Annotated in this window: 20 protein-coding genes and 1 pseudogene; 7 read left to right on the top strand and 14 right to left on the bottom strand. The window is 65.8% G+C overall.

Annotated elements, in window-relative coordinates:
• Positions 1-194 precede the first annotated feature (194 nt).
• The 8 genes and pseudogenes from DMR_RS07220 to DMR_RS07250 form a co-directional block, all read right to left on the bottom strand.
• A complete protein-coding gene (locus DMR_RS07220) occupies positions 195-1061 on the bottom strand; it encodes a M15 family metallopeptidase (RefSeq protein ID WP_043600251.1) in 867 nt (288 codons plus the stop codon).
• A gap of 83 nt (positions 1062-1144) precedes the next feature.
• Positions 1145-1714, bottom strand: a complete 570-nt coding sequence (locus DMR_RS07225) for a C-GCAxxG-C-C family (seleno)protein (RefSeq protein ID WP_015860260.1) — start codon at positions 1712-1714, stop codon at positions 1145-1147.
• 200 nt (positions 1715-1914) lie between these two features.
• A complete protein-coding gene (locus tag DMR_RS25675; RefSeq protein ID WP_043601574.1) occupies positions 1915-2430 on the bottom strand; it encodes a rhodanese-like domain-containing protein in 516 nt (171 codons plus the stop codon).
• Between the two features lie 75 nt (positions 2431-2505).
• Positions 2506-2913: pseudogene (locus DMR_RS25680) on the bottom strand (MauE/DoxX family redox-associated membrane protein); the annotation flags it as partial.
• A gap of 346 nt (positions 2914-3259) precedes the next feature.
• Positions 3260-4240, bottom strand: coding sequence for a LysM peptidoglycan-binding domain-containing protein (locus DMR_RS07235; RefSeq protein WP_015860262.1), 981 nt, complete (start codon positions 4238-4240; stop codon positions 3260-3262).
• Between the two features lie 52 nt (positions 4241-4292).
• Positions 4293-5045 (bottom strand): OmpA/MotB family protein, encoded by a 753-nt coding sequence (locus DMR_RS07240; protein WP_015860263.1) that lies wholly within the window; start codon positions 5043-5045, stop codon positions 4293-4295.
• 3 nt (positions 5046-5048) lie between these two features.
• Positions 5049-5894 (bottom strand): flagellar motor stator protein MotA, encoded by an 846-nt coding sequence (gene motA / locus DMR_RS07245; RefSeq protein WP_015860264.1) that lies wholly within the window; start codon positions 5892-5894, stop codon positions 5049-5051.
• On the bottom strand, positions 5891-6484 hold the full coding sequence (locus DMR_RS07250; RefSeq protein WP_043600257.1) for a hypothetical protein: 594 nt from the start codon (positions 6482-6484) through the stop codon (positions 5891-5893). The genes motA and DMR_RS07250 overlap by 4 nt, the downstream gene beginning before the upstream one ends.
• A 109-nt stretch (positions 6485-6593) precedes the next feature.
• Here DMR_RS07250 and DMR_RS07255 point away from each other — a divergent pair, with 109 nt between their 5' ends.
• From DMR_RS07255 to DMR_RS07270, 4 genes are all read left to right on the top strand, one after another.
• Positions 6594-7787, top strand: a complete 1194-nt coding sequence (locus tag DMR_RS07255) for a homoserine O-acetyltransferase MetX (RefSeq protein ID WP_015860266.1) — start codon at positions 6594-6596, stop codon at positions 7785-7787.
• Positions 7777-8382, top strand: coding sequence for a methionine biosynthesis protein MetW (gene metW, locus DMR_RS07260; RefSeq protein WP_015860267.1), 606 nt, complete (start codon positions 7777-7779; stop codon positions 8380-8382). Before DMR_RS07255 ends, metW begins: the two co-directional genes overlap by 11 nt.
• A gap of 83 nt (positions 8383-8465) precedes the next feature.
• Positions 8466-9143, top strand: coding sequence for a nucleotidyl transferase AbiEii/AbiGii toxin family protein (locus tag DMR_RS07265; protein WP_043600260.1), 678 nt, complete (start codon positions 8466-8468; stop codon positions 9141-9143).
• Positions 9140-9511 carry a hypothetical protein gene (locus tag DMR_RS07270; protein ID WP_015860269.1) on the top strand — a complete coding sequence of 124 codons (372 nt, stop codon included), beginning with the start codon at positions 9140-9142 and terminating at the stop codon, positions 9509-9511. The genes DMR_RS07265 and DMR_RS07270 overlap by 4 nt, the downstream gene beginning before the upstream one ends.
• Positions 9512-9795: 284 nt before the next feature.
• Here the strand turns inward: DMR_RS07270 and DMR_RS07275 are convergent, their stop codons facing one another.
• From DMR_RS07275 to fdnG, 3 genes are all read right to left on the bottom strand, one after another.
• Positions 9796-10701: a formate dehydrogenase accessory protein FdhE gene (locus DMR_RS07275; RefSeq protein ID WP_081429589.1), complete on the bottom strand. Its 906-nt coding sequence runs from the start codon at positions 10699-10701 to the stop codon at positions 9796-9798.
• A 131-nt stretch (positions 10702-10832) separates the two neighbouring features.
• Positions 10833-11561 carry a 4Fe-4S dicluster domain-containing protein gene (locus tag DMR_RS07280; RefSeq protein WP_015860271.1) on the bottom strand — a complete coding sequence of 243 codons (729 nt, stop codon included), beginning with the start codon at positions 11559-11561 and terminating at the stop codon, positions 10833-10835.
• A gap of 58 nt (positions 11562-11619) precedes the next feature.
• Positions 11620-14658, bottom strand: coding sequence for a formate dehydrogenase-N subunit alpha (gene fdnG, locus DMR_RS07285; RefSeq protein ID WP_081429590.1), 3039 nt, complete (start codon positions 14656-14658; stop codon positions 11620-11622).
• Between the two features lie 585 nt (positions 14659-15243).
• On the opposite strand from fdnG, the gene DMR_RS07300 reads away from it, so the two are divergent.
• The 3 genes from DMR_RS07300 (at position 15244) to DMR_RS07310 (ending at position 18171) form a co-directional block, all read left to right on the top strand.
• On the top strand, positions 15244-16125 hold the full coding sequence (locus tag DMR_RS07300; protein WP_043600265.1) for a formate dehydrogenase accessory protein FdhE: 882 nt from the start codon (positions 15244-15246) through the stop codon (positions 16123-16125).
• A gap of 223 nt (positions 16126-16348) precedes the next feature.
• Complete coding sequence (locus DMR_RS07305; protein WP_015860275.1) at positions 16349-17635, top strand: citrate synthase; 1287 nt, start codon at positions 16349-16351, stop codon at positions 17633-17635.
• A 326-nt stretch (positions 17636-17961) separates the two neighbouring features.
• Positions 17962-18171, top strand: a complete 210-nt coding sequence (locus DMR_RS07310; protein ID WP_015860276.1) for a hypothetical protein — start codon at positions 17962-17964, stop codon at positions 18169-18171.
• 142 nt (positions 18172-18313) lie between these two features.
• Here the strand turns inward: DMR_RS07310 and DMR_RS07315 are convergent, their stop codons facing one another.
• The 3 genes from DMR_RS07315 to tatC form a co-directional block, all read right to left on the bottom strand.
• Entirely contained in the window at positions 18314-19936 is a 1623-nt protein-coding gene (locus DMR_RS07315; RefSeq protein ID WP_015860277.1) for a cache domain-containing protein, read from the bottom strand.
• Positions 19937-20298: 362 nt separating this feature from the next.
• The gene (locus DMR_RS07320; protein WP_043600267.1) at positions 20299-20805 is read right to left on the bottom strand and encodes a 3D domain-containing protein; all 507 of its coding nucleotides are present in this window, start codon (positions 20803-20805) and stop codon (positions 20299-20301) included.
• Positions 20806-21322: 517 nt separating this feature from the next.
• Positions 21323-22465, bottom strand: coding sequence for a twin-arginine translocase subunit TatC (gene tatC, locus DMR_RS07325; protein ID WP_081429591.1), 1143 nt, complete (start codon positions 22463-22465; stop codon positions 21323-21325).
• Positions 22466-22627: the final 162 nt, after the last annotated feature.

The raw sequence follows: 22627 nt of genomic DNA on the forward strand, positions 1-22627 counted from the left end.
CCTATGCCGCTGCCTAGTTAGTGTTCCCTTTGGCAGTTCATCACGAAATGGTTGTGACGTCAATGGGGAATGGTAAATTTTTCACGTGATTCGAGGGTGTTACGAGGCTAGTGCCCTGGAAGAAGTTCTGGATATGAATCTAAAAATTATGGCCCTTATGTGCTATTGTTTTGTGAAAAGTATCTCGTGTTTCTTCAGCGTACGGCTTTCACAAGGCCGCGGATGTCGGCCAGCGGCAGGTTTTCGCCGCGCGCCAGCCGGGCCAGCAGGATCAACTCCGGCCGGTATTCGAAGTGCATGAGATCGAACTCCGACCACTTGCCGCCCCAGATGAAGCCCTCGGCTTCGAAGGCCGTGACAATGGCAACCGGGAAGGCCTGGCGCGTGGCCAGCATGTTCGTGCCACGCGGCAGGTTGCGCCAGTACGGGTTGCCCTTGGGGCTGACGTCCACGGCGGCGGCAAAGGCATGCACGGACAGCCTGCGCGTGCCGGCGATGACCCGCCAGACCACGCCGCCAGAAGCCGGCAGCAGGTGCCGGCGCAAGGACGGATCGGCGGCGACAAGCCGGTCGAGCCTGGCCGTGGCCCGGGCAAAGGCGTCGGCCGCGCCGTAGCGCGTGTTAAAGGCCATGGTCTGGCCCAGGAACGAGACAGGGCGGCAGTTGGCCGTCACCTGCTGCTTGTCGTGGCCGTAAAGCGCCAGGAACATGGGCTCGACGCGCCTCCGTCCCGGGGAAAAACCCTGGGCCGGCTCGGCCGTCACCGGCCCCAGGGGATAGGGTTCGGCCAGCATGTCCTTGATGTCGGGATGATCGAGCAATTCCTCGGGCGATTTGGCCCGGCCGTCGTCATAGGCCAGCCGCGTGCCGTCGTTGAGCACGACCGTGGCCCGGCCGGCCGGATCGACCTCGGTGGCGGTCATAAGGCCCGGGTAGGCGGTGGCCAGGACGGCCAGATCGCGGGCAGCCTTGGCGGAAAGGGGCTGGGCCGAGGCCGGGACGGCCAGGGCGGCAAAGAGCAGCGCGGCGAGCCAGAAGGCGCGCGAAGGGCGAATGGACATGGCGGGTCTCCTCACGTTTGGGGCAGGCATACGGCTGCCCGGCGCGGAAGGAAAGCCCTAACTGTTGGGCAGGCCGGCGGCCGTCAGCCGGTTTTTTTGCGGCAAAAAAGCGACAGCAGCCAACGCACCCGGGCACACACCGGCGCTTCGGCGGCCAGGGCCGCCTCGGGGCAGTCGAGCAGTTCCGGGCGCAGGCGCAGCACGGAGCGCACGGCCAGTTCGGCTCCGTAGCCGGTGAGTCCGGCGCACTGGGCTATGTGGGCGCTTGGGTCGTTTTTCACATGCTTGGTCAGCACCCGGCAGCACGACGACTTATGGCGTTCGGTGAAGGCCTGATGGACGGCGGCGGACTCCAGGCGCACGCCGGCCCGGGAGGCGGCATGGTCGCCCCGGGCGCACAGGACGCCGATGGCGGCGCAGGCTCCGGCTATGGCCCCGCACAGGCAGCCCTGGTCGCCCAGGCCGGCGGTCAGCCCGGCGGCCATGCCCACGGCCTGGTCCTCGCTTAGGGGCGAGCCGAAGGTTTCGTTGACGGCCACCAGGATGGCCTCGGCGCACAGGAGCTTGCGGTGGGTGAAGAGCTTGGACGCCTTGTCGGCCACGCCAAGGGCCAGGGCGTCGATACGGGCGGTGTCGGAAAACGGCGCGTTCATGGTTTCTTCTACCGGTTGCGGGCGGTGTGGACAAGCAAGGGGGTGGTCGGCCGAAGGAGGGGGGCTGTGCCTGCCGCTGCTTTTCCCGGGACTCCCGGCTGGCCGCGGGGGTTGAACCCCTGGAACATCCCCTGGGCAGGGGGGCCGGGGGGGATGATCCCCCCCGGTGGGGCGCGGGGCAACGCCCCGCATTGCCTTCCCTACTGCACGGCTTCGACGGGATAGGCCGCGCCCTTCCAGGCGAAGATGCCGCCGGGGTAGCGCACGACGTTTTTGTAGCCGAGCTTTTGGGCCCAGACCGCGCCGTTGTGGCTGCGGGTGCATTTGACGAAGCCGCAGTAGACCACGATGGTCTTGTTCTTGTCCGGGCCGAGCAGCTTTTCGTAGTCGGCCTCGGTCTTGCCGCCGGTTTCCTTGGCGTCCCAGGCGGCCATGTCGGGAATGGGGAAGACGAAGTTGACCGCGCCGGGCACGTGTTCCTTTTTGAAGCTGTCCTCGAAGGGCATGGTGTCGACGATGACCATGGGCTTTTTCTCGTCCATCCACTTCTTGAGTTCCTCGGTGGTCACCAGACCGTAGCCGGCCTTCTGGGTGTCGCGCACGAGTTTGACGGCTTCTTTTTCCTTGGCGGTCTCGTCCTCGAATTTGTCGGCCAGGGCGGGAGCGGCCAGGGCCAGGACGGCGGCCAGGGCCAGGATCAGTTTGCAGGCGCGCATGAAGACTCCTTGGGGGTTGTGGGTTGGCGAAGAGGGCGGGCGGTCGCGGCCGGCCCGCCAGGCCAGGCAGTAGGCGACCCCGGCCAGCATGACGAGGTCACGCCAAAGCGTCGGCCACAGGCCGTGGTACACTTGGCCCTCGACGTCGCCCGGGCCGTAGCAGCCGCAGTCGATGTCCAGGCCCTGGCGGATGGCGTTGACGATGACGGCGACGAAGAGCAGCAGCAGCCCGCCGATGACGGCCAGGCCGCCGGGGAGGTCGAAAAGCAGCAGCAATCCGCCGACGATCTCCAGCACCGGCATGGCGGCGGCCACGGGTTTGACGAGGTCGGTGGGCAGCACGGCGAAGGCCTTGATGGTCAGGACAAAGGACCGCTGGTCGGCCAGCTTGAGCGCGCCGGCCACGATGAAGGCCAGGGCCAGGGCGGCGCGAACGGTCCGGTACGTCCACAGCGAAATGAGAAGGGCGGCGATATGTCGCATATCGGTCAACCGTCGGGAGAATTTAATTCCAACGGCTTACCATGCCGCGGCGGCAGCGACAAATACGGAAGTCCGATGCCTTTTCCAGCAACGCATCGGCAAACGTGATGCGTCCGTTTGACTGGGGTCCTCTCCAAACAAGATCGGCCGATCCTGTGGACCGGCCGATCTTGCGAGGCGCGTATTCGCGCGGCTAAACGCTTGTATAGTGATGTCGCCGCCGCCCCGCCCAGACGACCCAGCCCCTTTAACAATTTCTTCGAGTGGGGGGTCCGGGGGCCTCAGGCCCCCGGCGGAGAGGTCCAGGAGAGGCAGCGCCTCTCCTGGCCGCCGGAGGCACTCTTTTCTACTGCGCCGGAGGCGTGACGACTTCGATTTCCTCGCCTTTTTGTTCCGGCTTGGGCGCGTCTTTCTTGACCGGGATGCGCAGCACCGTGCCCGGGCGGATGTTGTCGGGTTCGATGTCGGGGTTGGCGGCGATGACGTCGCGGGAGCGCGCGCCGTGGGCGTTGGCCACCTTGGACAGGATTTCGCCTTCCTTGACGGTGTACTCGATGTACTGCCCGGGCGGCAGCGGGGCGGCAGGCTTTTTGGCGGGCTTGTCGCCGCTTTTGCCCGGCAGTTTGATGGTGGCGTCGGCCTTGAGGTTTTTGTCGGTCAGTCCCGGGTTGGCGGCCTCGATGGCGGCGACGGTCGTGCCCTGGGTCTTGGCGATGCGTTCCAGGCTGTCGCCTTTCTTGACGCGGTAGCTGCCGCCTCCCGAGGCCGGGGCGGCGGCTTCGGCCGGGGCCTTGGCGGTCTGGCCCAGGCTCGGCTGGGTCTTGGCCGAGGCTTCGGTCAGGGGAGCGTAGAAATAGAACACGCGGCCGGCGTTGCCGCCAAGGTCGCGGCGGTGGCCGATAAAGACCGCGCCGGGCCAGTTCCAGGTGGAGACTTCATAGGGGTGGCCGGTGGCGTCGGTCTTGCGCCGGGTGGAATCGGGCGGGCCGTATTTGGCGACCAGGCCTTTTTCCAGGGCCTCGGAGGCTCCGGGGGCGTCGTAGCCGATCTCGGCGTGGTAGAACTGGTCCTTGAAAAAGGAATAGGTAACGTTTCGAAGCGGCATGCCGCCGAGTTCTTTTTTCTCGCCGGCCCGTTCGCCGTGGACGATGTCGCCGTCGCGGTCGATGGGCTTGAGGTCGGCCAGGGACGAGGCCGGCGCGCCCCAGGCCACACCCCGGAAGTCGGCGGGTTTCTTGTCGGGTTCGGCGGCCGGGGCCGGGCCGGCGGCCAGGGCGATGGACAAGGCCAGGGGCGCGAGCAGCGCGGCAAGGCGTCTGATGGGCATGAGACTTCGGTCCTCCGTGTTGTGCTGCCCCAGTCTACGCCAGGGCGGCGCGTCAGTACAGCACTTGGGAAGCGGCGGCGTCGGGGCGGTGGAAGTAGAATTCCACCCGGCGGTTGGCGGCAGCTGCCTCGGGGTTGGTTTCGGGCATGAGCGGCCGGGAGTCGCCGTAAGCCACGGCCCGGACGCGGCTGGCCTGGATGCCGCCGCCGGCGATGACAGCCCGGGCGGCGGCGGCGGCCCGGGCGCCGGAGAGCTCCCAGTTGGAGGCGAAATGCCCCTTGGCCGCCTCGGCGGCGTCGGCGTGGCCCCGGATGATGAGGAAGACGTTGTAGGTTTTCATGACGTCCACCACTTCGGCCATGAGCTTTTTGGCCTGCTCGGTCAGTTCGGCCGAACCGGGGGCAAAAAGCATCCCATTTTGCAGGCGCAACAACACGCCCACGTCGTCGGAGCTGATGCCGCTGCTGTTCTTGAGGAACGGGTCTTCAGTGATGATTTTTTTGAAGCGCATGGCGATGGTGTAGCGCATGGCGTCGTCGCGGTTGAGCGCGGCGGCGCGTTGGCGCTCCGTGGCATCGGGGGAGAAAAGCGCGCCCTGGGCCGGCTTGGGCTCGTCCTTGAAATACTGTTCAAGCTGCTTGAGCGTAGCCGGCGGCACCATGTTGATGATCCACATGAGCAGGAAAAAGGCCATCATGGCCGTGACAAAGTCGGCGTAGGCCACTTTCCAGCTTGATCCGTGGGCCTTGGGGAAGCCCGGAAGCTTGGGCGGTTTTCGCGGCGAGGATTTTGGGGCGGCGGCCATGAACTAGCCCTTGAGCTGGCCTTCGAGGTCGGCGAAGTTCGGGCGCAGGGCCTCGGGGATGGCCCGGCGGCCGTATTCCACGGCGATAAGCGGCGTGGCTCCCCGGGCCGCGCCGGCGATGACCGCCCGGATGACCGAGAAATAGGTCTGGCGCTCCATGGCCTGGTTTTCCAGGTTGCCGGCCAGGGGGCCGACGAATCCGTAACACAGGAGCACGCCGAGGAAGGTGCCGACCAGGGCCGCGCCGATGCTGTGGCCGAGCACTTCCGGCGGCTGGCTGATCTTGCCCATGGTGAGCACTACGCCCAGGACGGCGGCCACGATGCCCAGGCCGGGCAGGGATTCGGCCACTTTGCCGAGATTGTGGGCCGGGCTTGATGCCTGCAGATGGATGGCAGCCAGATCGAGGTCCATGAGCTGTTCGAGTTCCTGGGCGTCGCCGCTGACCAGATAGACGCGCATGGTGTCGCAGATAAAGGCCAGGGCGGCCTTGTCCTTGGACAGCAGGGTGGCCTTGGCGAAAATGGGGCTGGTTTCCGGGTGTTCGATGTCGCCTTCGATGCTCATGAGGCCTTCGCGGCGGATCTTGCCCAAAAGCCGGGCCAGGCAGGCGAGGGCTTCGAGGTAGTGGTCGCGGCCGATGTGGGCCGGGAACAGGGCCTTGGGCAGACCTTTGACGATGAGCGTCAAGGCGTTGCGGGTTGAACCCACCAGCATGGCCCCCAGGGCCGCGCCAATGATGATGACCCACTCGGCGGGCTGGACGAGCACTGCAAAGACGCCGCCTTCCATCAAATAGCCCAGGCATACCGAGGCGATGACGACCAGCAGGCCGACCATGACGATCATAGGGAAGCGTCCTTTGGGACAATCGGCGCGTCGGCCGAAAGCGCAGGCTCCTCCAGGAGCCGGTCGAGGTGGAGTCCCGGCCCGGCCACCGGGGCGGGGCGGGCGGTGGCCCGGGCCAGGGCGTCGAGCCAGGCGGCCAGGTCCGGGGAGCCAAAACGGCTGACGTTAACAAAGTCGATGGCCTTGTCAAAGGGACAGCCGCGTCCCTGGCGTGTGAGACGCAGGCCGGCGGACAGGACGCCTGGGGAGGACCGAAGCCGGGCCACGGCGGCATGGTAAAAAAGGGAGAGGAGTTCGCCCTCGGCCTCGGGGCGGCATTCGCGAAGAGTCAGGTAGACGAGCCAGGCCGGCGCGGCGGCCAGGACGGCCAGGGCGCTTTCCGGCGCGGCCAGTTCGACCCCCAGGCCAATGGAGGAGGCGTCAAGGAGCGTTAGGCGGCAGCCGTCGCGCCGGGAGGCGGCCGGGCGGCCCAGGGCGGGCACGGACAACCGGGCCGGGGCCGGATCGGCGGCCGGCCATAGGGCAAAGGCGGCCAGGGCGTCGCCCGGCGGGCGCACCCGCAACTCGGCCCGTCGCTCCTGTGCGTCCATGTCGTCCTCCCTCGCTGAGTTTTTCTTGCCGTCCCTTGGCGGGAAAGTCAAAAGCCGCGCCCTTTGACTTTCCCGCCTGGGCTGGTAGGAGACTGGGCACGAGGCTTTCATGAGCGAATACATCGAACATTCCCCATCGGGAACCAGCGTCGGCCGGGTGGAAAAGCGGTTTTTCACGGTCGCCGAGGCCGACAGCCCGCTGACGGTCGAGTCCGGGCGCGCCCTGGGGCCGGTGGTCCTGGCCTACGAGACCTGCGGCCAGTTAAACGAACGGGCCGACAACGCCGTGCTCGTGCTCCATGCGCTCACCGGCGATTCCCACGCCGCCGGCTACTACGAGCCCGGCGACGCCAAGCCCGGCTGGTGGGATCTCATGATCGGCCCGGGCAAACCCATCGACACCGACCGCTACTACGTCATCTGCTCCAACGTCATCGGCGGCTGCATGGGGTCCACGGGGCCTTCCTCCCTTGATCCGGCCACGGGTCAGCCCTACGGCCTGACCTTTCCGGTCATCACCATCGGCGACATGGTGCGGGCGCAAAAGCGGCTGGTCGAACACCTGGGCGTGACGAAACTCTTAAGCGTGGTCGGCGGTTCCATGGGCGGGATGCAGGCGCTGGAATGGTCGGTGCGCTACCCGGACATGGTGCGCACGGCCGTGCCCCTGGCCACCACCACCAAGCATTCGGCCCTGGCCATCGCCTTTAACGAAGTGGCCCGGCAAGCCATCATGGCCGACCCCAACTGGAACGGCGGCAACTATTACGACGGCGTGCCGCCGGCCCATGGCCTGGCCGTTGGCCGCATGATCGGCCACATCACTTATCTGTCCGACGAAGCCATGCGCCAGAAGTTCGACCGCCGGCTCCAGGACCGCTGCGAGAACTCCTTTGTCCTGGAGGAGCCGGACTTCCAGGTGGAATCCTACCTGCGCTACCAGGGCCAGAAGTTCGTGGACCGCTTCGACGCCAATTCCTTTCTCTACATCACCAAGGCGGCGGACTATTTCAATCTGGAGGCCAGCCACGGCTGCGGCTCGGCCGTGGCCGCCTTCGCCAAGGCCAAGTGCCGCTATCTGGTGGCTTCATTCTCCTCGGACTGGCTCTATCCCACCTACCAGTCCCGCAGCATGGTCCAGGCCATGAAGAAAAACGGCCTGGACGTGAGCTTCGTGGAGCTGGAGGCCAAGTGGGGGCACGACGCCTTTTTGCTGCCCAACGCCCGCCTTTCGGGCATGATCGCCCGCTTCCTGGACCGGGCTTTGGTCGACGCCGCCAAGGAGGACGCCCGTGCGCTATGACCTGTCCATCATCGCCTCCTGGATCGAGCCCGGCTCGAAAGTCCTGGACCTCGGCTGCGGCTCGGGCGATCTGCTCCACATCCTGTCCGTGGACAAGGGCGTGCGCGGCACGGGCATCGAGCGGGAAGAGGGCAAGGTCAGCCAGGGCATCGAGAAGGGGCTTTCCGTCCTGCACGGGGACATCAACGAGGAAGTGGCCGACTATCCCGACGGCCATTTTGACTACGTGATCCTCTCCCAGACCTTGCAGCAGGTCTACGAGCCGGCCCGGCTCATCCGGGAGATGCTGCGGGTGGGCAAGCGCGGCATCGTGAGCTTTCCCAATTTCGCCTATTACCGCATCCGGGGGCAGCTGCTGTTTCGCGGCCGGGCCCCGGTGTCCCGGGAGCTGCCCTACGAGTGGTATGACACCCCCAATATCCGGGTCATCACCATCCGGGATTTCCGGCGGTTTTGCCGCAAGGAAGGCTTTGCCATCGAACGCGAGACAGCGGTGAGCACGCCGCACCACCACGAGAAGGGCGCGGTGGTGACGTTTTTGCCGAACCTGCTGGCCACCTACGGCATGTTCCTGCTGTCCCGGCGGGGGGCGTAGGGCTGGGGTCTGGCTGGAGTTCCGATGGCAGGCGGGGGCAAAATCCGTTGCCGCGCCGCTTCGCCATCGGATAGGATGTGGGCATGGACGGTTTTATCCCAATGCTGGACATCCTGCCGCAGGCCCAGCGCCGGCTGTGGCCGGAACTCGACGCCACCCCCGGGCAGTTCACCCTCTACGGCGGCACGGCCTTGGCCCTGCGTCTGGGGCACCGCATCTCTGTCGATTTCGACTTTTTTTCCAACGAGCCTTTTGACCCCAGGCTGCTCGTCCGGGACGTGCCGTATTTGCAAGACGCCGAACAGGTGCAGGTCGCGGCCAACACCCTGACCTGCCGGGTGGATCGCGGCGGGCCGGTGCTGGTTTCGTTTTTTGGCGCACTTGGTCTCGGACAGGTCGCGCCGAGGCTGCAGGTCCTGGGCCGCAAGGTCTGGGCCGCTTCCCTGGCGGACATCGCCGGAACCAAGGTCGCGGTGGTGCAGCAACGGGCCGAGGCCAAGGACTACCGCGACATCGACGCCTTGCTGCGCCATGGACTCGACTTGGCCACGGCCCTGGCGGCCGGCCGGGTCGTGTACGGCGCAAGCTTCAATCCCCTGATTTCGCTTAAGGCGCTCAGCTATTTCGACGATGTGCCGACCTTGCCGGAGGACGTGCGCGCACGTTTGCGCGCCGCCGTGGCCGGCGTGGACCCTGGTCGGCTGCCGGTGCTCGCGCCTTTCAAGCCAAGGCCTGGGCCCGAGTCGGAGTCCCGCCCATGAAACCGCTGCCTGAAACTCCGGAATTGCTGGAGGTGGCCCGGCGCGTGGTCTGGTTCAAGGAGCCGGCCGAGGCCCTGGCCGATCCCACACATTTCCTGGCCCATGTCATGACCTATGGCGGCATCGAGGATTTGCGCCGTCTGGAAGGGCTGGTCGGGCCGCGGGAATACCGCGAGGCCCTGGATAACGCTCCGCCAGGCGTTTTTGACGCCCGCTCCTGGGCCTATTGGCATTTGCGCTACGGGCGGTGTCCCGCGCCGCCCCTGCCGACCCGGGGCGGGCGGTTTCTCGCCGAACCGGCCGCGTCCGAGTCCGGTTGCGGCCCGGACGGCACGCCCGTTCCGACCGGGACGGCCTCAGGCGAGTAACGCCTCTTATAACACATAAAGACAGTTGTGTTGTGGAAATAGACAATTGAATCAATATGTTGTTTGCCATGTGCTTTTGCTTGGGAAATGGCATTGGCATAACGCGACCGGACGGCGGCGGGGTGTGCCTTGTCGGCTTTGCCCCAGGCCAGGAGACAGGATAATCCCTCGGCGTCGCCGCAAAGAGCCGCGCTCCCGCCGACAACACACGCGGCATGCGACGCAAAACGCGCCCGCTGTCTTCTGACGGCGGGCGCGTTCGTTTTCAGGCGGGTGAGGCGGGCTTACGCTTCGAACTGGTTCCAGGGGGTGGCGCAGATCGGCTCGTAGCCCCGCTCCCGGGCGGCGGCGTCGAGATAGGCCAGGGCCGGTCCCAGACTGTCGGGATCAAAGGCCAGGTCGCTGTCCACCCGGTTGGTCACCACGAAATAGCGGCGGCAGGTGTGGCAGGCATGGATGCGCTCGCGCTGCCGGCCCTCGGGCACGAAGAGTTCCAGCTTCTCATGATCGCCTTCGCCGCAGCTCGGGCAGACCAGGCGGGGGAAGCGCCACAGATGGCCGCACAGCAAACAGTGCAGCAGCAGCCGCCCGGCCTTGGCGATGAGAAATTCCGTGGGTTCGGACTGCTCCTTGAGCAGGCCCAGGTCCGGGCCGGAGCCGCACACCGGGCAGTGGTTCTTGCGCCACAGCGCGTCGTCGGCCAGGGCAGCGATGCGCGCCGCCTCGGCCCGCAGCACCGTGGCGACGATTTCCTGGGTCAGAAACAGCAGCGTCTCCGGACGCAGGCCCAGTTCCATGCCGAGCGTCAGGAAATCCTCGGCCGCGTCGGTGAAAAAGGCGGCGACCAGGGCCCCGGCCAGGCGCGGCCCCTGGGCCAGCAACTGGCCAAGGGCGGCGGTTTCCCGGGACAGGGCCGGAAAGATATTGCCCATGGCCGGCAGCAGCTTTTCGGCGGCGGCCAGGAATCCCGGCACGAGCACGGCCGGATCGACATTGGCCAGAAGCGTTTCCCCGGCGGCAAGGCGCTCGGGGTCGTAGGCCACCTCGAAAAGCCCCTGGGGCAGTCCGGCGGCTATTTCACGGCGCACCCGGGCCAGGGCGACGAACGGTTCGGCCAGGGCCTGGGCCTCGGCCGCCGGCGGCATGTCGGGCACATCGAGCTGGGGGGCGTGGGGAATGCGCATGCGCATGAAGGCAACCTCGGGAAAAAGTGACAAGTGCTTGAGGGTAGGCGAAAGCGCTCGCCCTCAAAAGGCGGAACGGCCCGGACGCCACTGGCAGATGGCGGACGGGCCGGTCCGCGGGAACACGAACGGCGGCGTTATCCGCGAAGGCGCGAGGCGGGACGGGCCATCATGGCCAGGAAGGCCTGCCTGGTCATGGGGTTCATCTGCTCCCGGCGTTCGGCGAATTCATGGTACAACTTGCGCGGTTCGGTGATGAGGTAGATCACCGCGAGGTAGTCTTCATCGAGAAGGGTCGCCTCGGGGTGGGTCTTTTTCACTTTCTCCAGGGTTCTGCGGGCCAGGGCCAGCATGTCGGCCCGTTCGCCGATGCTCATGGAGCCGGTGCAGCAGGTCTTGACGCAGGCGGGCTTCATGCCGGCGCGCTGGCGGTCGATGCACCAGTCGCACTTGCTGAGCAGCCCGGTGGCCTCGTTGCGCACGGGGATGCCGTAGGGGCACACGTCGCGCACTTCCCGGGCCTGATCAATAGTCAGCTGCTTGGTTTTGTCGGTGTAGAGCACGGCTCCCGTGGCCTCGTCCTGGACAACGGCCCCGGGCACGTAGGCGTCGGCGGCGTCCTTGCAGGGCGGCTGCAGACAATGGCGGCACTGGTCCGGGAAAAACAGCCATTTGATCTTGCCGTCGATCTTGTGTTCGTTAAACCGCACGATCTTATAGTTGTAGGGCGTAAAATCGGGCGGGTTCTGGTGCGTGCCGCGTTGCAGCGTGGGCACGGCCTGATGCTGGTGCCATTCCTTGCAGGCCACCTGGCAACCCCGGCAGGCCGTGCAACGTGAAGTATCAATGAAAAACGCCTTGGGCATGGCGGACTCCCCTTCATAAGTCGCGGCCGGGAGCGCTTACTCCCGGCCGCGATGCGCGTTAGCGTTGCAGTTCCGTCACCTTGTCGGCCTTGCGCAGATTGCACAGGCAGGCCTTGTACTCGGGGATGCGGGTGTTGGGGTCGGCCACGGAAACCGTCAGACGGTTGGTAGCGTCGCCGCAGCCCGGGGTGGTCCAGCCGAAGCAGAACGGCATCCCGATCAGGTGAAGGGTTTTGCCCTGCACAAAAAGCGGCGTCATGCGCACCGTGACCATGGCCACGGCCTCGACCTTGCCCCGCAGGGTCTCAATGATGATGACATCACCATTTTTGACGCCTTTTTCCTTGGCCAGCTCCTGGCTGATCTCCACATAGAGCTGGGGTTCGGCTTCGAGCAGGGCCGGGGTGTTGCGGGTGTCGCCGCCGCCGCACCAGTGTTCGGTGAGGCTGTAGGTGGTGAGCACGATGGGGAAGCGCGGATCGCCGTTTTTGGCTAGGGCGTCGATGTCGCTTTCCGCCACCTTCATGCAGGGGTTGCTCATCTGCTTGGAGAAGGGGTTGACGGTAATGGGCGTTTCCGCCGGTTCGTAGTGTTCGGGCAGAGGACCGTCCACGCGGCCGGGGCCGAAGAGCTGGCCATGGCCCTCGGTGTGCATGATAAACGGATACACGCCCTTGGGATCGGCCATGGGGGGCGCCGGTCCGTCAGGCACGTCGCCGATCCATTTGCCCTCTTCCCAGGCGATGACGGTCTTGGCCGGATTAAAGGGCTTGCCGTTCACGTCCACCGAGGCGCGGTTGTAGATGATGCGCCGGTTGACGGGCCAGGCCCAGGAGTAGTTCGGGAACAGGCCGATCTTGGCCTGCATCGGCGTTTGGGTGTGGTCGCGGCGCTTGGTCAGGTTGCCGCCCGGGCCGTAGCTGCCGGCGTAGACCCAGCACAGGCTGGTGGTGGAGCCGTCGGCGGCCAGCATGGCAAAGGCCGGCACCTGGTCGCCCTTCTTGTACTGCTTGTCGCCGATGGTGACGTCGCGGGTGAACTGGCCGTTGATCTTCTTGGCCATGAAGTCCGCGTCGTACTGCTCGTACCAGTCGGCGTTGAGGATGGGGGCCGGGAAGGCGCCGCCGTCCTTTTTGTAGAGCGCTTTGACCCGCTTCATGATCTCGACGATCATCCAGCCCATGGGCTTGCTGTCGCCGGCCGGCTCGTAGCCCTTGTAGTGCCACATGTGCCAGCGGCCGGAGTTGGAGGTGGTGCCGTCCTTTTCGCCGCGCTGGCACGACGGCAGCATGAACACCTCGGTCTTGACGTTTTTGGGGTCGTAACCGGGCTGACGCCAGAAGGCGCAGGTTTCAGTCTCGTGGGCCTCGCCGATGACCAGCCAATCAAGGTTACTCAGCGCTTTTCTGATCTTGTGGGTGTTGGGCATGGACATGGCCGGGTTGTGGCCGTAGATGAACCCGCCCTTGATCTTGCCCTTGTACATCTTGTCGAACATGAACAAGCTGGCGTACTCGACGTTGGGCTCGATTTTCGGCAGCCAGCCATAGCCGAACTCGTTTTCCGGGGTGGCCGCGTCGCCGAACCAGCCCCTCAGCAGGCTGGTGACGTACTTGGGCCGGTTCTGCCACCAGTTGACGCTTTTGGGGTCCTTGGACACCGGCGTATTGGCCTTGAGGTAGTCGGCCAGGGTCGGCCAGGCCGTGGTCGGCACCGGGTGGTAGCCGGGAAGCGCGTCATAGAGCAGGGCATGGTCGGTGGAGCCCTGGACGTTGGGTTCGCCGCGCATGGCGTTGACGCCGCCGCCGGCCATGCCCACGTTGCCGAGAAGCAGTTGGAGGATGCCGGCGCAGCGGATGTTCTGCACGCCCACCGAATGCTGGGTCCAGCCCAGGGCGTACATCATGGTGGCGACCTTGTTGGGCTTGCCCGTGGAGGCCACCGCGTCCCAGACCTTGAGCAGGTTTTCCTTGGACACGCCGGTGATGCCGGAAACCGTGTCGATGCCGTAGCGGGAATAGTGCTTCTTCATCATCTGGAAGACGCAACGCGGATGCTGCAGCGTCTTGTCTTTGACCGGAATGCCGCTGGCGTCCTTGTCAAAGGTCCAGGTCTTGCGATCGTAGGTCTTGGTGGCCGGATCGAAGCCCGAGAACAGGCCGTCGTTGAAGGCGTAGCCTTCGGAGATGATGAAGGAAGCGTTGGTGTAGTCGACGACGTAGTCCTTGAAGTACAGGTCCTTGTCCATGATGTACTTCATGAGGCCGCCGAGGAAGGCGATGTCCGTGCCGGAACGAAGGGGCACGTGGAAATCGCAGCGAGCCGAGGTGCGGGAGAACTTCGGGTCCACGTGAATGACCGTGGCTCCGGCGTCCTTGGCCGCAAGCACCCACTTAAACGAGATGGGGTGGTGTTCTGCCGCGTTACTGCCCATGATGAGCACCACGTCGGCGTTCTTGATGTCAATCCAGTGCTGGGTCATCGCGCCGCGTCCGAACGACTCTGCCAGAGCCGGTACAGTGGGCGAGTGTCAGACCCTGGCCTGGTGGTCCATGTGGACGAAACCCAGGCTGCGAAGCATCTGATGCGTGACGGCGCACTCCTCGTTATCCATCTGGGAGGTGCCGAGGTGGAACATGGACTCGACCCGGTTGACGGTCTGGCCCTTGTCGTTTTTCTCGATAAAGTCGCGGTCGCGGGTTTCCTTGACGCGCCTGGCGATGCGGTCCAGGACAAAGTCCCAGTCCTTTTCTTCCCACTTGTCGCTGCCCGGGGCCCGGTATTTGGGCTTGAGGATCCGGTGATGGCTGACGTGCATGGAATGGAAGGCCGCGCCCTTGGGGCAAAGGGCTCCTTCGCTGACCGGATAATCCGGGTCGCCTTCGGAGCTTAAGAACTTCCCGTCCTTGACGAACATCAAAATGCTGCACCCGCACGAACAAAACGGGCAGGTGGACTGGTATTCCTTGGCCCCTTCGATGCGCAGCGTCGTGGCGTAGGCCGCTGCCGGACGGGGGTCCAGGCCCAGGTCTTTCAGACCCAGGCAGGCCAGACCGGCCCCCGTCAGTTTCATGAATCCGCGTCGCGATATGCCCATACGGCCTCCTTGAAAGGTTCCCCAGCAATCAGGCGGCGAAACCGCCCGGCATCCCACGTGTTATGTCTAATCAGGCACACGATTGTCATAAAAAGCAGGCTACCGCCGGTCAAACCAATCCCGATTGCGCAAGATCTGGCACAAGCAGTCACTGTTTCATTTGGAAAACTGATGCGATAGGGCCGCAAGTGTCTGGAATTTTGAATTAAGTTATTTTAAATACAAAGAAAAAAGTTGGCGGCCGCCGCCCGGCCGGGCACGGTCGAAAACAGTTGCCGCCGGCCGGGCCGGGGCCACGACGCGCCGGGTCGCGCCTTGACGCCGCCGAGGGTTCTTGGCACGCCTGTGCTGGGCGCGCCTCCTGTTGCCGGCGCGCCCAGCCAAACGATGCCGGCCAGCCAAGGCCGGTCGGCGGACGCCGGACCGGTCCTTATGGGGTAATCGGCGTCGGCCCGGTCGTTGCCCGTCTGGCCGGCCAACCGACCGGCCCGGGCTGCGCAATCTTGCCGGGCGATCCGCATCGGCCCACGGCCGCGCCTGGCGCGGCCGCCACGACCCAACGCCGGGCCGCTCCGGGGAGGCGTCATGACCCAATCCGACGATCAGTTGCTGTCCATCCCCGACGCCGTGCAGCGCCTGCGCCGGGAGCGGCCCCATGCCCGGGCCTTTCTTGATCCCTTCGTGGGCTTGCTCCTGGCCCGGGAACCGCTTCTGGCCGAGCTGGACCGGGAGGCCGGGACAGTCCCCCTGCCCAAGCCCGATCCGGTGCGCCTGGGGCAGGGGGCCAGCCTCTCGCCGCGCGAGGAATTCCCCATGGACCGCCTGGCCCTGCGCCGGGTCTTCGAGGCCCTGCATCCGGTGCTGGCCGCCGGCTTTCGCGACATCCGGGCCGATCTGCTCAACGTCGGCCAGGCCGCCTGCCGCGAGCCGGAATTCCTGGATGAGGCCGTGGGCCATCTGCTGGCCGACCGGCGTGCCGCGCTCATTGCCCTGGGCCGGTCCCTTGGCGTCGATCCCCGGGTGCTCGGGTTTTGGTGTGTGCAGTTGGCCACGCCCCTGGCCATGGCGCGTGGCCGGGCGCTTGCCCCGCTGGTCGAGGGCATGGCCTGGAACCGGGGCTATTGCCCGGTGTGCGGCTCCTGGCCCGGCCATGGCCGGCGCGACGAGACCGGGCTGGTCATGGCCTGCTCCTTTTGCGCCGCGACCTGGCGTTTTGCCCGCCGCGAATGCCCCCATTGCGAGGCCCCGGGACCCCAGGGGCAAGTCTATGCCGTGCCGGGCTACGAGAGCGAGCGGGTCACCGTGTGCCGGCGCTGCAACCATTTTCTGGGCGAACTGGCGGCCGAGGCCCTGCCCGGCCTGCCGCCCGAGGTGGCCGCCCTGACCCTGACCCCCATTGAACTGCTGGCCCGCCAGCACGGCCACCGGCCGGCCACCATGGATTGGCGGCAGATGGTCTGGGGCTAGGGATGACGTTCGGGGGCTGAGACAAAGGCAAGATAAATACGGTATTTCGGATGGTTGGCGCGGACATGTCCAGGAGGGCGGGGGGAGGCGGCGGGTTGGTCCGTATTTCTTGGGAAGACAAGGCCGAATTTTTTTTCTACAAAAGCCGGTCGACGAAGCACTGATCAAGGCCCCGCGCCCCTTGGGGCCGTTCTCCCGCATCCTGAGCGCCCGAGGAGAAACCATGACCAAATCCAACGCCGCCATTCTCAAATACGGCGACCTTTCCATCGAGCTGCCCGTGCTGGTCGGCAGCGAAGGCGAAGTCGGCATCGACATCACCTCCCTGGAAAAGGACGCCGGGCTGCTGGCTTTCGATCCCGGCTACGGCAACACCGGCTCCTGCCAGTCGGCTATCACCTTCGTGGACGGCGAAAAGGGCATCCTGCGACACCGCGGCATCCCCATTGAGCAATTGGCGGAAAAAAGCACATTTATCGAAACCGCCATGCTGCTGATCTTCGGCAAATTGCCCTCCCTCGAAGAACGTGCGGCCTTTCGCGGGCTGTTGTCCGAACACGAGCTGTTACACGAAGGTTTGCTCCATCATTTCGACGGGTTCCAGCCCGGCGGCCAGCCGATGGCCATTTTGTCGGCGGTCATCAATTCCCTGGGAAACTACCACCCCGAACTGCTGGAAATCCAAAGCCCGGACGAATTCCGCCTGGCCGTGGCCAAGCTCATCAGCAAGGTGCGCACCATCGCGGCCTTCAGCTACCGCAAATCCCTGGGCCTGCCGTTCATGTACCCCGACCCGAACCTCAGCTATTGCCGCAACTTCCTGCACATGATGTTTTCCGTGCCCAACCGCGACTACGAGCCCACCAAGGCGGCCGTGGCGGCGCTCACGCTTTTCCTGGTGGTCCACGCCGACCACGAACAGAACTGCTCCTGCTCCACCGTGCGCATGGTCGGCTCCACCAAGGCCAACCTGTTTGCCAGCGTGTCCTCGGGCATCTGCGCCCTGTGGGGACGCCTGCACGGCGGAGCCAACGCCGCCGTCATCCAGATGCTCACCGAGATGATGGCCGGCCGCTACAAGGTCAAAACCTTCCTGGACATGGTCAAGCGCAAGGAAAAACGGCTCATGGGCTTCGGGCACCGGGTCTACAAGAACTTCGATCCCCGGGCCAAGGTGCTCAAAAAGGCCGCCGACAACCTGCTGCTGGAAACCGGCGTGAGCGACCCCCTCATGGACGCCGCCCTGGAACTCCAGGAAGCGGCCTTAAACGATGACTACTTCAAGAGCCGCAAGCTCTACCCCAACGTGGACTTCTATTCCGGCATCATCCTGCGGGCCCTGGGCATCCCGGTCAACATGTTCCCGGTCATGTTCGCCATCGGCCGGCTGCCCGGCTGGATCGCCCACTGGCACGAGGAAAACCGCGACGTCGCCACCCGCATCCACCGGCCGCGCCAGATCTACACCGGCCCGGCCCGCCGGCCATACGTGCCGCTGGACCAGCGGTAGGGGCGGGGAGAAAGAGGGAAGAGGGGAGGGGAGATGCCTCCGGCAGCTGGGGGCCTGAGGCCCCCAGACCCCCCACATGGAGAAAGAGGGTAAGGGTTTTCGGCGCGGCTTGGCCCATTGGTAGGAGAGAAGGCCAAGAGACTATCGGATTGGGCTCTGGCCATTGCGGATGCAATGCGGGGTTTTCACGGCGCGCGCTCGAAAGGGCGCGCGCTTTTTCATGCCGCCGGCCGTATTGCACCGTTTCGGCCGGGCGCGGCGGCTAACCGGGTGGACAATGGCCGCCAATGGGCTACAAGGCGGGAAACAGGCAGGAGGACAGGGGCATGGAAGATTTGTCGTTGGCGGTGGTTGGGGCGGCCCTGGGGCTGGGTATCGTGCTGGCCGCCGTCCTGGGCTTCATCCTGGCCCGGCGGGCCGAAAAAAACGGCGGGGCCGGCGTCTTTCGGACCGCCTTCCTGGCCTTCGCCGTGGTCTATGCCCTGGGATTTGCCACCCGCTACGTGTTGGTGGAGGCGCTGCCGGCCGGATTCTAGCGTCGCCTCCGCGAAAAGCGCATTGGGCGTTTCCTCGGGGACGAACAAACCCCCTGATTTTTCTTAACAAGACTATCGTATTTTTTAGGGACGCGTCACTCGGTTTCACCAAAGGCTCGGCGGCAAACGGCCGTCGCTGGCCTCAGGCGTCCCCGGCCGCCGCCGACGACGACGGCAGGGATAGGGTCACCTTGGTCCCCTCGGGGCCGCTGTCCAGGACGATGGAACCGCTTTGCTCCTGCATGGCCCGCTGGGCCCTGGTCAGGCCCATGCCCACGCCCACGGACTTGGTGGTGTAAAACGGGTCCATGACGAATTGGCGCTCCTCCTCCGGGATGCCCTTGCCGTTGTCTTCAATGACCACGGCGCTCCCCTGGGGGCCGGCCACGGCCGTCAGGCGCACGTCGCCGCCGCCGGCCGGCAGGGCTTCCACGGCGTTGACGGCGACCTCCCGGGCGGCCAGGGCGAGCAGCGCCGGATCGGCCAGGAGGATGCGGTCTTCGCCCAGGATTTCCCAATGCACCACAAGGCCAAGGCGGGCGGCGGCGTCTTCGCCGGCGGCCCGGGCCGCGGCCAGGATGTCGCCGGCCGGCGTCAGGATACGCTGGCTGGCGTGGATCTGACTGTAATCATTGACAGCCGTGGCGATGCGCTCGATGCGCCGGGCGGCGTCGATGATGCCGTCGAGGTATTCCAGGTAGTTTTGTTTCGGGCTTGGGGTCTTGATGAGCAGCCGGGCCAGCCCGCCGATGATGGTGGTGGGATTGCGCAACTGATGGGCCACGGCGGCGGCGATCTTACGCAGGCTTTGAAAGCGCAGGTTGGCCTGGGTCGTGACTTCCTGGCTGGCCCGACGGGCGTCTTCCAGGGCCTTCTGGGCCAGGGTCGCTTTGTCCTCGGCCTCGGTCCGGTGGGCCTGGATAGCCTCGATGTCGTGGCGCAGGATGTCGGTCATGGCATTGAGGGCGGCCTGGAGCCGGGCGGCTTCGTCGTCGCCCTCGGCGGCCAGATGCACGTCGAAATTGCCGGCGGCGATGTTCTCGGCCGCGGCGGTGGCTTCGGCCAGGGGCCGGGCCACGCTGTAGCCGATGGCCAGGCACAGGCCGCACAAGGCGAGCACCATGCAGGCGAACAGGGCGACGGAAATGGTGGCCGCCCTGGTGAAGGCCTTCTGGATGACGGCGGCGACACGAGCTTCCTCCCGGCGCACATTGTCGATGTACACTCCAGAGCCGATCCAGGCATCCGTGCCGGGTATCATCATGGCGTAGGAGAGCTTGTGTTCCTCGCCAGCCAGGGGTTTGTGGAAGATGTAGGACACGAAACCGCCGCCGGCCTGGGCTTGGCGCGCCAGTTCCAGGACATAGCGCACGCCGTTGGCGTCGGTCAGGTCGGCGAGGTCCCGGCCGGCCAGTTCGGGCCGGGGCGGGAGCGCAATGTTGACAGTGCCCTGATAGACGAAGAAATAGCCCGAACCGTCATCCTCGAAACGGATAGGGTCAAGGATTTGCCGGATCAGCGCCTTGCGTCCGGCCTCGTCCGGGATGTCTTTGAGCAGTTGTCCCAAGGCCTCGGCCATGGACCCGACCGCAGCCGTCAATTTGCTTTTCTCGCCGTCGAGCATGGCCTCATGGGTCCGGCGGACCACGGTTTGTTCCAGGGGAACGGCGATGGACACGGCGAAAAAAAACGTCGCCGCGGCAAAAACGACCACAAGCCCCACAAGGCCGAACAGGCGGACGGCGACCGGAACTCTTCGGAGCATGACGTCCCATCCTGAAACAAGGTTATGCGACGGAGCATGGCAGAGTCCGGTGCTTTCGGCAACGTCCGGAGCTATGAAAGCGGTACGTCGGGAGCCGGCGGATGATTCGGGTTTCCGCGTTGGGAAAATGGCTTCGGGGGCAAACAGGCTAGGGCCAGGGTGGGACCGGGCCGAATGGCCGTGCCGTCTGATCGGGACGGAAGGCGTGGACGGGGCAGGCGTCGTCGTCTCCCGCCGGGTGGTTCCCCTTGGCCCCAACCGCGACAGTACGCCGGGGCCGTCGGCCGGGGCACCGCCAGACGGCCAGCGCGGAAGTGCCCCCTATGCCGGGCGACAAGACGTCGGGGCCGGCGTACGGGGCGTCACTGCCAGGTGATGGTCAGGGTGCGCTTGCCCCACTGCACCGCGCCGCAGGCGTCGTCGCCGTAGAAAATGTCGATGGTCTTGTCGTGGCGGCCGTGCATGATGTCCAGAACCTTGAACTGCCCCAGGCCCTCGATGGTGATGAGATCGCCCCGGTCCAGGCCCATGTCGAGGAGGTCCGGCGAGACGGCCACGGCCTTGCCGTCCCGGGTGAGCACGTCGCCCCAAGCGCCGCGCGTGGCCCGTTTGTTCTTGGCCTTGGGCGAGCAGCCGGTGTAGGCCAGGGCCTTGACGCGCACGGACTTGGAAGGCGCCAGCGGCCGCGTGCCGAAGAGATACCCGGGATCGTCGAGGCGGCCCACGGCGGCTTCCTCGGGTTTTTTCTTGGCCGTCGAGGGGGCGGCCTCGGCAAGCTGGCTGCCGCCTCGGGCCGTGGCGCAGCCCGGCAGGGACAGGGACGTCACGAGCAGGGTCAGGGCGGTTATCACGATTCGTGCTTGTCGCATCGTCGCTCCATGGCTTCGGGGCGACCGCGCCGTTGACGCCGGCATCTGGCATATCGATGCCTGTTGGCGTCGGCTGTAGGTCGGGCGCGTGTGGCCCGGCCGTCGCGGTCGACCGCGTTGGTGGAGTGGCTCGCGTGGCGCGAGACATGCCCCGGCCGCCGACTGTCGACGACGGGGCGACGCGCGCATTGGCGTCGTCTTGGAAGCGGGCCTTGGCAAGACGCAGCGGCCTTGCCTGCCTGTAGCCTACCTATGGCGTTTGCGGGACGCCGTGTCAAGGCGGCGGCGGCTGGGCGGGCGGTGGCCAAAAAGGCCGGGCTGGCGGCGAGTTAGTCGCAAACGAAAGGGGAGCATCGTGCTCCCCTTTCGGAATGGTTCGTGATGCCGGGCGGTTGGCGGCGGGCAAAAAGTGTGGTTTTTTTGTCCGCCGCGTGTCTCGGATTTGGGCTATCTCCAAAACAACCCCGTAATTTCAGGGTGTTGGCAGCCTTGTCCGGTCCTGGAGACGGCGTCAGGCCTAGCCGGCCTTGGGGCCTTGGCCGTCGTCCTTGGCGGCCGCGTCGGCTTTTGCGGTCTTCTTGCCCTCGTGGGCGTCGGCCGTATGCCCTGCGTCAGTGGGGACGGCGTCGGCAGCGCCGGTTGCCTGAGCCTCGGTGTTTTGGGCGGTTTCGTCCGGGGCAGCGGTGGCATCAGCGGTTGCCGTGGCTTCGGGAGCCTCGGGCGCGCCCGGCGTGTCGGGCGAACGCGGCGGCTCCTTGGGGCCGCCGTCGGCCCCGGCTTCCTGCTCGGCCTTGCGCTGGGCCTTTTCCGCCAAGCGCTGCTTGTCCACGAACCAGGACACCCAGATGCCCACTTCGTAGAGCACGATCATGGGGCCGGCCATAAGGAGCTGGTTGATGGCGTCCGGAGTGGGCGTCAGCACGGCGGCCACGACAAAGCTCAACAGGATTGCCCAGCGGCGGAATTTGCGCAGGGCCTTGGTGCCGACCATGCCCAGGCTGGTGAGGAAAAAGATGAAGACCGGCAGTTCGAAGATGACGCCAAAGGCGAACAGCAGCGTGACGGCCAGGGAGAAATAGGCGCTGATGGTCGGCATTACCGTGATGTAGTCCGAGGCATAGTCCACGAAGAACTTGAACCCGAACGGGAACACGATGAAATAGCCGAAAAGCGCGCCGCCGACGAAACACACCGCCGTGGCGAAGGCCACGGGAATGATGATCTTGCGTTCCTCTTTGTACAGCCCCGGGGCCACGAACTGCCACAACTGATAGAAGATATAGGGGCTGGCCACGAACGCGCCGGCCACCATGGCCAGCTTCATGACCGTGAAAAACGTCTCAGGCAGGCTGGTGGCGATGAGCTTGCTGCCGGCCGGCATGACGTCCATCAGGGGCTTAAGGAGCACGTCGAGCAAGCGCTCGGCAAAGGAATAGCTCAGCGCAAACCCCACGCCCACGGCGATGAGGCAGCGCACCAGGCGTTGGCGCAATTCCACCAGATGCTCCAGCAGCGGCGCTTCCTTCATGTCCGAGGCTTTGCCCACGGCAGGAGACGGCGGCGGCGGCGTGACGGCGGCGGTGTCAGGCAAGGCGTCGCCGGCAGGGGCGGCCTCGGGCAGTGCTTGGGAATCGTCAACGGGCTTGGGCGTATCAGTCATGCGCTCCTCGTTTCCGGCAGGAACAAATTCTGCGGCTTTTGCCGCGCCTTGGGTTACGGCAGGACGCCGCCTGGGTCAAGGGGAAGGGGCCGGGCCGGCTTGGATCGCCGTCGCGCCGCCTGGACGTCGGTTCCACCGCCCGGCCATTGTGGCCAGAGACTG

The sequence above is a fragment of the Solidesulfovibrio magneticus RS-1 genome (assembly GCF_000010665.1).
Lineage (GTDB): Bacteria > Desulfobacterota > Desulfovibrionia > Desulfovibrionales > Desulfovibrionaceae > Solidesulfovibrio > Solidesulfovibrio magneticus.